9 protein-coding genes are annotated in these 14,120 nt (G+C 34.7%); all 9 read right to left on the minus strand.

Annotation, left to right across the window (positions count from 1 at the left end; all coding sequences use genetic code 11):
- Nucleotides 1-2: 2 nt before the first annotated feature.
- Nucleotides 3-842 carry an endonuclease/exonuclease/phosphatase family protein gene (locus NCC77_RS02375; protein WP_250834198.1) on the minus strand — a complete coding sequence of 280 codons (840 nt, stop codon included), beginning with the start codon at nt 840-842 and terminating at the stop codon, nt 3-5.
- A 72-nt stretch (nt 843-914) separates the two neighbouring features.
- Entirely contained in the window at nt 915-1,988 is a 1,074-nt protein-coding gene (locus NCC77_RS02380; protein WP_250834199.1) for a glycoside hydrolase family 16 protein, read from the minus strand.
- Nucleotides 1,989-2,112: 124 nt separating this feature from the next.
- Nucleotides 2,113-3,585, minus strand: a complete 1,473-nt coding sequence (locus tag NCC77_RS02385; protein ID WP_250834200.1) for a glycoside hydrolase family 30 protein — start codon at nt 3,583-3,585, stop codon at nt 2,113-2,115.
- Nucleotides 3,586-3,613: 28 nt separating this feature from the next.
- Complete coding sequence (locus NCC77_RS02390; protein ID WP_250834201.1) at nt 3,614-5,065, minus strand: glycoside hydrolase family 30 protein; 1,452 nt, start codon at nt 5,063-5,065, stop codon at nt 3,614-3,616.
- 91 nt (nt 5,066-5,156) lie between these two features.
- Nucleotides 5,157-6,611: a glycoside hydrolase family 30 protein gene (locus NCC77_RS02395; RefSeq protein WP_250834202.1), complete on the minus strand. Its 1,455-nt coding sequence runs from the start codon at nt 6,609-6,611 to the stop codon at nt 5,157-5,159.
- A 156-nt stretch (nt 6,612-6,767) separates the two neighbouring features.
- On the minus strand, nt 6,768-7,643 hold the full coding sequence (locus tag NCC77_RS02400) for a hypothetical protein (protein ID WP_250834203.1): 876 nt from the start codon (nt 7,641-7,643) through the stop codon (nt 6,768-6,770).
- 29 nt (nt 7,644-7,672) lie between these two features.
- Nucleotides 7,673-9,181: a RagB/SusD family nutrient uptake outer membrane protein gene (locus NCC77_RS02405; RefSeq protein ID WP_250834204.1), complete on the minus strand. Its 1,509-nt coding sequence runs from the start codon at nt 9,179-9,181 to the stop codon at nt 7,673-7,675.
- Nucleotides 9,182-9,196: 15 nt separating this feature from the next.
- Nucleotides 9,197-12,307 carry a SusC/RagA family TonB-linked outer membrane protein gene (locus NCC77_RS02410; RefSeq protein WP_250834205.1) on the minus strand — a complete coding sequence of 1,037 codons (3,111 nt, stop codon included), beginning with the start codon at nt 12,305-12,307 and terminating at the stop codon, nt 9,197-9,199.
- A 1,010-nt stretch (nt 12,308-13,317) separates the two neighbouring features.
- Nucleotides 13,318-14,109 carry a hypothetical protein gene (locus tag NCC77_RS02415; RefSeq protein ID WP_250834206.1) on the minus strand — a complete coding sequence of 264 codons (792 nt, stop codon included), beginning with the start codon at nt 14,107-14,109 and terminating at the stop codon, nt 13,318-13,320.
- Nucleotides 14,110-14,120: the final 11 nt, after the last annotated feature.

A 14,120-nucleotide genomic window follows, 5' to 3' on the forward strand; every position in this document is an offset into this window, starting at 1 on the left:
TTTTAATCTATTTCTATTAAGACAGGCAAATGATCTGACGGATATTTTAAATCTTTGGAATCACTTAACACTGCGTGTTTTTGAACTTTTAGACCACTATTTTTTGAAATAAAAATGTAGTCTAATAATAATGTTACGGGTTCATTGTGTTTGAAATCGTTGAAAGTTCCTGAAGGACCGAATGGCTTTTCTATTGAAACATCTTTGGTATCATCCATCACTTTTTTGATTTCTCCAATTTGCGTTGTGTTTGGTTCAGAATTGAAATCACCCATTAAAAAAGCAGGATAATTTTTTGTGTTTAATTCCTTTATTTTAGAAAGAGCAAGCTGTACGCCTTTTACTCTAGCTTCTTCGCCCATGTGATCTAAATGCAAATTGAAAACCCAAAATACTTTTTTAGTTTTTAGATCTTTAAAAAGTCCGTATGTACAAACTCTATTGCAAGCAGCATCCCAACCTCTTGAAACCACATTTGGAGTTTCAGACAACCAGAAAGTATTTGATTGCTCTACTTTAAAACGGTCTTTTTTGTAGTAAATCGTACACGCTTCACCTAAACCTCCTTCTTCTCTTCCTACTCCGAATTTGTTATAATTAGGCAAAGCCGATGCAATATCTAACACTTGGTTTGGCGTTGCTTCCTGAACTCCGAAAACGTCTGGACTGTAAAAACCAATTTGAGATGTAAAATAATCTTTTCGGTTTGGCCACGCATTTTCTCCATCTGAGGCAACATCCAGACGGATATTATATGTCATAATTTTTAAATTCTGACCATAAAATGAGTTCACGCTTAAAAGCAGGATTACTGCAAAAACAAGTTTGTTTATCTTTTTCATGTTAAAAAATTTTAATCTTGTAAAGCTAGTGTTTACGAGGCTTTAAAGAAAAAAATCTGTTTAAAAATTATGTTAATTATATACTCTTACATAATCAATTTCGTAGGTCGCTCTTTGAAAGTTTGGATCGACAGTTCCTCCAAAATTTCCTCCCATTGCAAAGTTTACAATCACAAAGAATTTATCATTAAATGGAGTTGTACTAGAGTTTTTGTAGCTATAAAATAAATTATCATCTACATAAAAATTGATGTTTTCTGCACTCCATTCGGCAGCATAGATATGAAACTCGGTTGTCGAATTTGGAGCCGTTGTTGTTTTAGTATCTGGCGTGTTTCCTGAACGTCCTGGGGAATGCAAGGACGAATGGATTACATTTGGATTATTCCCAACCGATTCTAAAATATCTATTTCTCCGCATAACGGCCATCCTGCGGTATCGATGTTATCTCCAAGCAGCCAGAAAGCTGGCCAAGTACCGCCGCCAGCTGGTAATTTTGCGCGAATCTCTGCTCTTCCGTATTTAAAAGAAAATTTCCCTTTGGTTAGCATTCTTGTAGAAGTATATTGGCTTCCTTGGTAATTTTCTTTGATTGCCGTAATTTTCAAAAGGCCTCCTTCGATTTTTACATTTTCAGAACGATTGGTGTAATATTGTAATTCGTTATTTCCCCAGCCATTTCCCGTTCCTAAATCATAACCCCATTTTGAACTATCAGGCGCTCCATCTGTATTGAATTCGTCAGACCAGATTAATTTTCTGGCCACGAAAATATTTACTGTTGCAGAAGTATTCGTATACTTTATTCCGTTAAATGCTGTAACATCAATCGTATAGGTTTTGGTTCCGGGTTGCGTAAATTCGTATGTAAAACTGCTAGTTGTAAACTCTTTTGTTTCATTGTTCACCACTACCTTATATGACTTTGCATTGGGAGCATCAATTTTTAAATTAATTTTTCCGCTTCCATCTCCATTTGGCATTTCGGCGGTTTTGCCCACTACATCAACTTGTACAGAAATTTTATCGGGAGCTACAACAACAGGAGTATCTGTTGTATCGTTGTTACTGCTGCAAGATTGGAATACAAACAACAGAATTAAAGTAAGAACTCCAGCTCTATTTGCGAGATTAATCATTTTCATCTTTTTATTATTTAAATGGTTTAGTTAATAAATTGAATATCAAGATAAATATTATTTCTTCTACTTTTTGTTTTTGTTCATAACAAAAAGTTTTAGATCAAAACGAGTTTTAAATTTTATGCGTTTATTTCCAAGTATACGTTCCGACAGATCCTGCTTCAAGTGAAGTGGTTACCCATTTTCCATTAAATTTAATATTGAAAGTTTCAGTTGCAGAACCATCATTTTCTACAATCAATACTTTAGAACCCGAAGGCGTAATAAAGGCAACATTTTGCAAGCTACCACCAGAATTGCTCTCGATTCTAGTAGATCCCATTGGAACAAATTTTGAAGCATGAGCAATAATATAATACGCCAAATTACGCTGAAAACTATCGCCAGAAGTTATTGTGATAGCTCCTTTACACATTGTACATCCTCCATCTGTATGAGGTCCAAAATTTGCATTATTTGCCACATTCCATTCTAAAGCATTTTTACTGTAATTTCTCATCGATCCGATAATTACATTTCGAATATGCCATTTTAAATCACCATCAAAACTACCTTCAGAAGATGTCCATTGTTCTGTAAAATATACGTTTTTGGTCGGATAAGAATTGTACACATTCGTTAGTGCACTAATATCTCCTGCATATAAATGAAAAGCCGATCCGTCAACAAAAGGAAAGGCATCTGCATCTGCCAAAATTGCTTTCGGATAATTTGGATTATCGCAATTATGATCGTAGGCAATAATTTTTACGTTTAGATTTGCGGCTTTAAATGCAGGCCCTAAACTCTTTTTAATAAAACTCCCCTGATCAGTAGCAGACATATACATACTTGGGTTATTCCCGTCATGCAAAGGCTCGTTTTGAGGAGTTACAGCATCGATTGTAATTCCTTCTGCTTTCATTTGTTGAATGTATTTTACAAAATATTTAGCGTAAACATCATAGTATTCTGTTTTCAGTTTTCCGCCTTTAAAACTTGCTACATCTTTCATCCAAATAGGCGCAGACCAAGGCGTTGCTAAGATTAATATTTTAGGATTAATTGCCACTATTTCTTTCAGCATGGCAATTAGATTTTTGTCTTTTTCTAAACTAAATTTCTCTAGATTTAAATCTGTTTCTCCTGCTGCAAGATCGTTGTAAGTAAACGGTGTTGCATTTAAATCTGAAGCTCCGATACTGATTCTGATATAACTCACTCCAATTGAGCTTTCTCCATTCCCGAATAATTCCTGCAAAAGAGCAGTTCTCTTAGCCCCATTTAATTGGTTTATAACATCTACGCTTCCTCCTGTCAAAGTATATCCGAAACCATCGATAGTCTGGTATTTTTGAGCAGCATTCACTTCAATATTAGCATACCCATTTGCTGTTGTACTAAATCCTAATGTCCCTGATTGTTTTGCCAATATAACACTTTGATTGCCTTTTGTAAGCCAAAAATCAACATCGTTTGTTACCACTACTGGAGGGTTTACTACTGGCGGATCTACTGGCAGATTTTCTACCGGATCGCTTGAAGAAGAGCATTTTACTTGAGCCATTACTGCTGCCATAAATAAAAACGCTTTTATGGTGTTCTTTAGATTAAATTTCATATTTCGTGGTTATTTAGTTAGCTGACAATTAATATACAATTGTCTGTATAGCGTGTGCCGGAATTGTAATTGTTGTTTTTTCTTTTTGATTTTCTAAAGAATAAATAATCTCTTTTTCAGATTGATTCATTACGATAGTTATCAATTTTCCGTCAGAATTTTTAAAAGAAGTACTTAACAACGATTTGTCGTTTACGTTTTCAAGTACTCTTTTTGCATTTGGTCTAATGAATTTTGAGAAATGTCCAATATAATAATACATTGGCGTATAAATTAATTCATCTTTTGTGGTATCAGCATGGATTGGCGCAAAACAGAAATTACCAACATGATTTGGACCTCCGTTCTGGTCTAAAAGAATATTCCAGTCTGTCCAACCAACTGTTCCGTTATTAAAATCATGAATCATATTGGTTCCGTAGCGTTCTGCATTTCCCCAAAACTGATATTTTGTGGCATCAAATTTCTCAATACATCCTTCGGTAAAAAGGAGATTTTTATTTGGAAATTCTTCATGAACTTTCGCTACAGATTCAAATTGAGGCGGGCCTCCGTTCCAAGTTTCATACCAGTGAAATCCAATTCCCCAAGCATATTTGGAAACTTCTGGATCTGAGAAAACTAGATTGGCTCTTTTTTCCAACATATCTCCCCTATTATGATCCCAAATAATAACGTTTTTAGAACCCAGTCCTTCTTTTTCTAAAGTTGGACCAAGATGATTTTTAAGAAAATCTCTTTCTGCTTCTGGAGTGTAAATGCAAGATTCCCAGCTTTGTTTCGCCATTGGTTCGTTCTGAACCGTTAACCCCCAGATTGGGATTCCTTCTTTTTCGTATTCTTTTATAAACTTAGCATAATACAATGCCCAAGCTGGAGCAAATTCTGGCAACAAAACGCCGCCGTGCAAAATATCGTTATTGTCTTTCATGAAAGCTGGGGGACTCCAAGGGCTGACAAATAAGGTTAGTTTCCCGCCGGCTGTTTCAATTGCTTTTTTAATTAATGGAATTCTATATTTGCGATCGTGGTTTATATTAAAAGTCTTTAGTTCTTTGTCTCCTTCAGAAACATATGTATAGCTGTCACTGCTGAAATCACAGCTGTGAATGTTTGTTCTTGCCAAAGTATAACCAATACCTTTGTTTTTATCGTAATAAGCAGTTAAGAATTCCTGCTGTTTTTTGGGTGATAATTTTGCGAAAACTTCTGCACTTGCATCTGTAATTGCGCCCCCGATTCCGAGGAAGGTCTGGTCTGTTTTTTCAGTATCTACTCGAATAGATACTGTTGGTGTTTTTTGTTGTGTAGTGTTGTTTTTTGAAATTAAATCATTTGATAAAGTCAATTTCAAATTGGTGTTTTCGGCAGTAGTATAAACCTTTATTTTGCTGTTTTTTTGAGCTGTTATTTTTGAGCTAAAACCGCTTAATTGAATTAAGACAAAGGCTGATAAAAATATTTGAGAGGTAACTTTCATGTTGCTTAAATAATCGTTTTAAAATTAAAAGCAAGAGAAGACTAAGATGGATGATTCAAATTAGTCCTCTTCATTACTTTACTACAAAATATTAATAAACAAGTGTTTGTATAGCGTGTGGCGGAATTTTTACTTCTGCCTTTTTATCTCCAATAATCAAATTGTAGGTAAGGTCGTTTGCCGATTGGTTCATGACAATTGTTGCCATTGTTCCGTCAGCATTTAAAAAAGAGGTGCTTAATAAAGCACTTTTGCTTACTGCAGTACTTACTCTAACTGCATCTAAACGGATGAATTTTGAAAAGTGTCCGATATAATAATAAGATGGTGTGTAGATTAATTCTCCTGTTGTAGTATCTGCATGGATTGGTGCAAAACAGAAATTTCCAACATGATTAGGTCCTCCAAACTGGTCTAAAAGAATATTCCAGTCTGTCCAAGCTACTGTTCCATTATTAAAATCATTTATCATATTGATTCCGTAACGTTCTGCATTACCCCAAAATTGATATTTCGATGCGTCAAATTTTTCGATACAACCTTCAGTAAACATCAATTTTTTATCTGGATAAGCTTCATTTACTTTTCCAACATTATCAAACATCGGCGCACCGCCCGACCAAGTTTCGTACCAGTGAAATCCCATTCCCCAAACATATTTTGATGCTTCTGGATCTGAGTAAATTACGTTTGCACGATAGTTCATTAAATCGCGGTTATGATCCCAAACGATTATTTTTTTATTGCCAAGGTTCTCTTTTTTCAAAGTTGGCCCAAGGTAATTTTTGATAAAGTCTCTTTCCGCTTCAGCTGTGTAAATACAAGATTCCCAAGTCTGCACCGCCATTGGCTCATTTTGTGTAGAAGTTCCCCAAATTGGGATTCCTTCCTTTTCATAAGCTTTAATAAATTTCACATAAAAATTAGCCCAAGTCTGGTAGTATTCTGGAAGTAAAGTCCCCCCTTTCAAAACATTCTTATTGCTTTTCATAAAAGCATTTGGAGACCAAGGCGCAACGTATGTTGTCAATTTTCCTCCCGCTTTCTGAATGGCTTGTTTGATTAAAGGAATACGATACTGTCTATCATGATCAATAGAAAAAGTCTTCAAATCTTTGTCACCTTCTTCGATATAAGAATAGCTTCCACTGCTAAAATCAGAACTTTGAATTGTTGTTCTTAGCAAAGAATAGCCGATTCCTTTTTGCTGATCGTAGTAGGCATTTAAAAATTCTGCTTGTTTTTCTTTTGAAAGTTTAGCAAATATTTCGGCGCTAGCATCTGTAATAGCACCTCCGATTCCCATAAAAGTCTGAAATTTTTTAGCTGGCTGTACAAAAACAGAAGTTTCTGTTTCTAGAGGTTGTTTTGCAGCAGAAAAAGTCAAATTATCTGTTGTAGTTAATCGCAACTTAGAATTCTCTGCGGTAGTATAAACGGTTATTTTTTTTCCGTTGGTTGTAAACTCTTTTTTTGTTTTTGGCTGTTGTGCAAAAGCTGCAGCAGAAAACAAAAGGCATATAATTTTTAGGCTATTTTTTTTCATTCGCTTCCAAATATTGTGTGTTATTAAATTGAAGTTTAGAAGAAATCAAAAATCGAGTTCTACCCTTTGAAGGATTTAAAAAATAGCCCATACTCATAATGATTATGGGCTATTTACAACCAAACTTAAACTTAAACTTAAACTTAACTTAACTTTTTATTTTCCTCTAAACTCAATTTTTGTAACTGTAATTCCGTCTTTAGTGAAAGTATTACCTCCAGAACGAATCAATAAGTAGATTTTTCCGCTTTCATTGAATTTTACAACATTTGAAACTGTACCTGTTACATCGTTTTTCACACATCCAATTGCGGATAATTTTCCTGAAAATTTCTCTTTTGCGCAACCATCCCAAGTACTTAGACCCATTACTTTATTGTCTTTATATTCTACTCCAGGTTGAGGCAATGATTTACCAGCGTAAACTTCAAACCAAGTTTCATCAGAACCACTAGGACAAGAAACTGCCATATCTATAGTATATTCTCTATCTTTTACGACTTCGATTGCTTGGTAGATACCTTCTTGAGCCCATCCGCCAGGCGAATGAATTGTAGCACTGTTGTTAGCAAAAGACCAAAAAGCAGCACCAGATGGGCTTAATTGTACACTAGTCCATTTAGCTTGATCTGCGGCTGTAGCAAAAGTTCCGCCTTGCACTAAGTTTCCTTTTGCAGGATCTGTTTGTGCTACTATAATCTGCTGAGAAGAAGTTGCCATTGCTGCTCCAGCTCCAATAGCTGTATGTGTAACCGTATAAGTTCCTGCATCAGGTAAAGAAATTACTTGATTCATTTTTCCTGGACTAGCACCGTCACCAGTATCCCATTTTGAAGAAATAACTCCTTTAGGCTGTGCCGTTAAAAGGTAAGTATTCATAGCACCTGCAACTGGTGTTATTGTAAACGAAGCATCAACATTCGTAGCTACAAGAGGATTCTCATTAACTTCTTCGCTGCAACTGCTTAGTGTTCCTAATGCTAAAGCTAGCATTAGGTATACACTTTTTCTAAAATATATATTTAGGTTCATTTCTTTTTGTTTTGGTTAATTAGTAAATACTATTGGTAATTAGGATTTTGTTTCAATTTAGTACCGTTAAGTTCTGTATACGGAATTGGGAAAATCTCATCTGTTCCAGCATCAAAACCTCTATCAGATAAAGCTGCAGCTGCATCTCCCCATCTTACTAAATCGAAAAATCTATGTCCTTCACCTGCTAACTCCATTCTTCTTTCATGTTTGATAGCTGCTAATGTTACAGGAACTGGATCTAGGCCAGCTCTTTTTCTAACTGCGTCAAGTAAAGCTTGTGCTCTTGTTCCAGATCCTAAAGCTTCTGCTTCCATTAAGTAAGTATCTGCAAGTCTGATTATATAAGAATTTTGTTTGTAGTTCAACTCTGAGTTACCTCCACCAGTACTTACATCTGACTGTCTTGGAAGATATTTGTTCAAGAAATATCCAGTATCTTGGTAAGCTGGAATATAATCTGCTTTTCCTGCTGCTTTTAATGCTTTTAAGTCAAGAATTGTAGCATCCTTACGTGGATCACCCTGCATTGCATCATATAATTTTTGTGTTGCAACGTTAAATGCCCATCCTGCAGGAAGATTTGGTGCATCAGAACCTTCTGGTCTAGAATATCCTCTAGGTCCAACCATGATGTTTAATGAGTTTCCTTCGTCTCTACCAGATCCCCAGAATGTCCAGTCAGAGTTACCTGCACTGCTGTGAGATACTTCGATTAATGATTCTGCGTTGAATTTGTTTGATGTAATCCATAAGTCGCTAAATTTATCTAACAATTTATTGCCATATTGATTTACTCCTCCTGGAGTACCATTTACTTCTGCTAAAACAGCTGCTGCTTCCGCTTTTTTACCTTCAAATAAATATACTTTTCCTAATAGTGCTTGAGCTGCTCCTTTGTTAAATCTTCCAGCTTCAGTTTTTGCAACTACCGTATTTGGTAAAACTGCAATAGCCTCTGTTAAATCTTTTTCGATTTGAGCATAAATTACCTCTGGTGCAACTTGCTCAGGTGTAAAGATTGTTTCTGTTGTTAATGGCTCTAAAACTAATGCAATGTTTTTGAACAATCTTACTAAGTTAAAATAGTAAAATGCACGTAGTGTTTTAGCTTCTGCCGCAAATCTACTTCTAACTGCATCATTCATTGAAGCAGCTGGTAACTTAGACAACAAAATATTTGCTCTAGAAATACCTTGATAGTGATCGTTCCAGTAGCTTCCTGGAATAGTGATTGAAGAAAGTGAGTGTGTAGAGAAATTTTGAATTCCTGTTCCATCTGTAGAACTACCTCCACCAGCATAAAAATCGTCAGAACCAGCATTCAACATTGCTACTAGGTTTTCAAAGCCTCCAGTGTTTTTTCTAATTGGATCGTAAACTCCAATTAAAGCGGCATAACATTGCTGCTCATTAGAAAAGTAGGTACTTGTATCAAATTTTCCTTGTGGGTCAATGGTCACAAAATCTTCAGAACAAGATCCTAGAACAGCCATTGCCACAGCGATATATATATATTTAAATTTTATCGTTTTCATGATTCTTTAATTTTTTTAAAATTGAACGTTAGCTCCAAACAGAATAGATCTTGCTTGCGGATAAACTCCTTTATCTACACCATAAACCTGACCTCCAATTTCTGGATCAAATCCAGTATATTTTGTAAAAGTGATTAAGTTTTCTCCAGTTAAATAAAAACGTAATTTATCTGCTCCAATTTTAGATGATAAACTAGCTGGCATTGTGTAACCAAGAGTTACCACTTTTAGACGCAAGTAGTTTCCATTTTCAAGATAAAAATCAGACATGTTAGTGTAATTTTTATTTGGGTCATTATTTGTCAATCTTGGATAATCGTTTGAAGTTCCCTCTCCAACCCAACGCTCTAAAGCTTTAGTCTGGTAGTTTGCATTCAGCACATCTAATCTTCTTAAACCTTGGAAAATTTTGCTTCCCGCAGCTCCTTGAGTAAATGCCATAAAGTCAAAGTTTTTGTAATCTAAATTTACGGTAAAACCAAAAGTATATTTAGGCAAGTTTGTTCCTAAGAATTGTTTATCATCCTCAGTAATATTTCCGTCACCATTTGTATCTACCCAACGGAAATCTCCAGGTCTGGCATTTGGTTGGATTAAACCACCTGCTGCATTTTTGTATGCTGCAACTTCAGCTTCATTTTGGAAAATACCAGCTGTTTTAAAACCATAGAATTCGTTAAATGAGTGTCCAACTTGTGTTCTAGTTACTGGCCCCATAGATTGGAAACTAGCATCTCCAACAATGAAATTAGTAGATGATCCTACATAAGTAATTTCGTTTTTCAAGTAAGCAACGTTAGCATTAACACCTAAGTTAAAATCTCCAAGTCTTTTCTTGTATCCTAATTCAAGCTCAAAACCGCTATTGTCCATATCTGCGATATTTGCAGAAGGCGCATCAACAACTCCTACATATCCAGGAATTACAATGTTTCTTAAAATTCCTTTTGTTGTTTTTTTGTAGTAATCAGCAGTAAAAGTAAAATCATTAAATAATTTTGCATCAAGACCAACAGTTGTTTGAGAAGTTTCTTCCCATCCTAAGTTTGCATTTGGAAGAGTAGAGTTTCCGTATCCTGTTGTAATATCTCCTGTATTTCCAACAGCATAATTGTAACCTCCAACTACCAATGCTCTATATTTAAAATCATCAATGTTATCGTTACCTACAACTCCATAACCTCCACGTATTTTTAAAGTATTAACTACATTGTTTTCTTTCCAGAAGCCTTCTTTAGAAAGTACCCATCCAAGAGAGAATGAAGGGAAAACTCCCCATTTGTTATTTTCTCCAAAACGAGTTGAACCATCACGACGAACAATACCAGTGAAAAGATATTTTTCCATGTAATCGTAGTTTGCACGTAAGAATAATGAAGATAATTTGTGCTCTACTTTATCGCTTGTTCTTGTTGTTCTATCTGCTTGAGGAATATCAAAATTCCAAGAAGCATCTTTGTAGCTTGTAATTGGAAGACCAAACATTGTTGTTCCGATAGTAGTACCAATATTCTCAACATAAGCACCTTGTCCTGCTAAAACACTAAAATTGTGCTCTCCAAATTTGTTAGCATATGTTAAGATATTTTCAAGAGTCCAAGAAAATGATTTCTCATTGTTTTGGTTATAGTTGTTTCTATCCGCTTTCATATTTGGGTTTAAGAAGTTAACCGGAGTAAACATCTCATCTCCCCAATAGGCAATCTTACCACCAAGTGTAGTTCTAAATTTTAAATGACTTGTAATGTTAGCTTCTAAATAAGCATTACCAACAAAATCATCTGACCAGTTATAACCTCCTAATCTTGTTTGAGTATAGGCTAGAGGGTTTGTCATCTCTTGCTGCACTAAAGAAGAAATTCCGTAAGGATTTCCGTTTGCATCTCTAATAACATTTGGGTTTGTATAGAAACCTGTATTTGCTACAGCAGGATCAGTAACCACTAGTGGAGTAAGTGGGTCTAAGTTAATTGCAGAGCTTAACGGTCCACCAAACTCACTGTTTGTATTACCAATACCTTTAGACTTTTGGTGTGTATATCCGAAAGTTTGTCCGAAAGTAAAATAATCAGAAATTTTGTGTGTAGAGTTTAATCTGAAGTTTTTCTTTGTATAGTTAGAAATTTGAGTAGCTACGATACCTTCTTGATCTTGAATTCCAAAAGAAGCATAAAAAGTAGATTTTTCACCACCACCGCTAATACTTAATTCATGTGTGTATCTAAAAGCAGAATCGTTAAAAATGGCGTCTTGCCAATCTGTACCTTTACCGAAAGCAGCTGGATTTGCATATTTAATAGCTCCGCCATCATTCAAAGATTTTTCATTCATAAGAGTTGCATACTGAGTCGCATTCAACATATCCAATCTTTTAGCTGGAGCAGAAATACCTGCAAAACCATTATAGTTTACAGAAATTTTTCCTGATTTTCCTTTTTTAGTAGTAACTAAAATAACCCCAGTTGCAGCACGAGTACCATAGATTGCAGCAGAAGCAGCATCTTTAAGCACCTCAATAGACTCAATGTCAGATTGATTGATGAAACCAATTGCACCAGCATCTACAGCAATTCCGTCAACAACCCATAAAGGATCATTTCCTCCTTCTCTAAATGTAGTGATACCTCTTACACGAACTTTTGATGCCGCACCAGGCTGTCCAGAAGTTGCCGCTACAGAAACCCCTGCTACTCTACCTTGTAGCGTCTGCTCAACTCTTCCGTTTGGCACTTTTTCAAGATCAGCTGCTTTTACACTCGAGATTGCACCGGTTACAACAGATTTCTTTTGAGTTCCATATCCAACAACTACAACCTCATTTAAAGATTGTGATTCTGGTTTTAATTGAATTGTAATTTTTGTTCTTCCGTTTACTGCTTCTGTTACTGTCGCGTAACCAATAAAAGTAATTGTTAATGATCCGTTTGAAGGTGCCTGAATCTGGAATTTTCCGTCAAAGTCTGACGCAGTAGATTTAGTGGTACCTTTTAATAAAACTGTTGCACCTGGGACAGGCAAACCATTTTCATCATTAATTATTCCATTTACTGTGACATCCTGAGCCACAGCAATAACCGAGAATAACAAAGATGAAATACAAAAAACAAGTAATTTTGTTAATTTCATTTTTCTAAAAATTTTGGTTAATTAATTAGTAATTTGATGCAATACTAAAACTAAATTTTTACTTTTCACATCAAAAAGTCATTACAAAAACACATCAAAAACAAAAAAATAATATTATAAAAACACATCAAAAAAACTATAATTATTTAATTATTAGTGTTTTAAAAAAACAAAAAATAGTACTAAAGAAAAGTTAATATTAAAAAATAACACTACATCAACTTTTTGCTACAATAGTTTATTAAAAATCATTAAAACTACAACGTGATAGTACCTACTATTACGTTGTAAATAGCTATTAAATAAACAATTAGAGGAATAAAGCTTTCATTTTTACTAAAACCAAAAAAACAGAGAATATCGTTTTTTTACCCTACTTTTTTTACATTATTAGCAATTATTTTTATTATAAGAAAAAACTTATTTTGCGTAATTTTACAGGAAATTACTTTCTTTTAAAAAGATTTATGGATCAAAATAATGGGAAATAACACCTTAAAAAATGGAAAAAACATCTTTTTTAGCGCAAATGAGAAGAAGGTTGGCTTTTCATTGGAATTTAATCTCGTAATTGTACTTTCTTTTAAAGCGCTTTAAGATTCATTGTAATTTTATTTTAAAAGAAAAAGAGAATAAGAAAAGAATCTTAAAAAAGCTTTAGAAAGCTTTAGAAAGCTTCAAAACACCGTTGTACATGTCCTATACTTCCTTAAATGAAAATAAAAAGAGTATTGTTGGGATATGGTCAAAAAACTAGATACAAAAGGCCTTTCTGAGGCGTTACAGAGCATATCGCTTATAATCACATTTACTTAACTTCCAGGAAAGCAATAAGCAAAAAAATAGCCCATAATCGAAATTATGGGCTAACCAGGCAATAAACTTAACTTAAACTAACCATAGTTTAAATCGTAAATACACTTCTTTCTGAGAATGAAGCATAAAAGGTTTGAAATTCGAAAAAGGAATCTTTTAGTCTTCCTTTTTCGAAATAACTAACACAAAATATTTTATTCAGGTCTATAAACAAATGTCCAACCAGTTCCAGCATCTTTTAAACTTCTTGGCACATATAACACCAATTTATCTTCTGTAAGCGTAACAACATTATACTCATTGGCAGTGTTTCCAGCTTCATATCCTAAAATCTTTGAATTCGTAATAAATAGCTTTTTATTAGCAATATCCAAAACAAAGCTTCCTTTTTCAGCTGTTGCAGATGCTGTTTGATAATGATTATAATTCGCAGCCCCATTTAAGTCAAAATGCATTTTACCCGCAACGTCTAAAGGAGGACAACAATCTCCCGCATTCCACCAAGCAGTCATGGCTGAATCAGGATTATCTGGAGGAGACATAAACCAATACGCTTCACCTGTGCCTGCAGCACCATCAAAAACCCAAGTCTTACCTGCCGCAGTGTTAGTACTAACTAAATCATACCAATCTTGATCTAATGGAGTATCAAGTTTGTCGACTTGTACATCTATCGTTTTTGTAAAAAATTCTCCTCCTAAAGTACCTATGAATGTAAAAGTAGACTTACCAGGAATTGGATAAACAACAGTTACTTCATTTGTAAGCGCTTTTCCTAAATTATAGTCCCAATACCCTGTAACACCAGGCGTATCCATACTTAAAGTAATTTTATTTCCGCCAGGAGGGGTTTGCACACTTTTTAATTGAACACCAGCAACGTCTGTAGAATTCTGTAAATGCTGTTCATCTACAATTGGGTCACATGCCGAAAAGACCAGCATAAACACAGCAATTAGTAAATATTTTATATTATGAATTTTCATCTTTCTAATTA

The organism is Flavobacterium tyrosinilyticum, from assembly GCF_023656565.1.
Taxonomy (GTDB): domain Bacteria; phylum Bacteroidota; class Bacteroidia; order Flavobacteriales; family Flavobacteriaceae; genus Flavobacterium; species Flavobacterium tyrosinilyticum.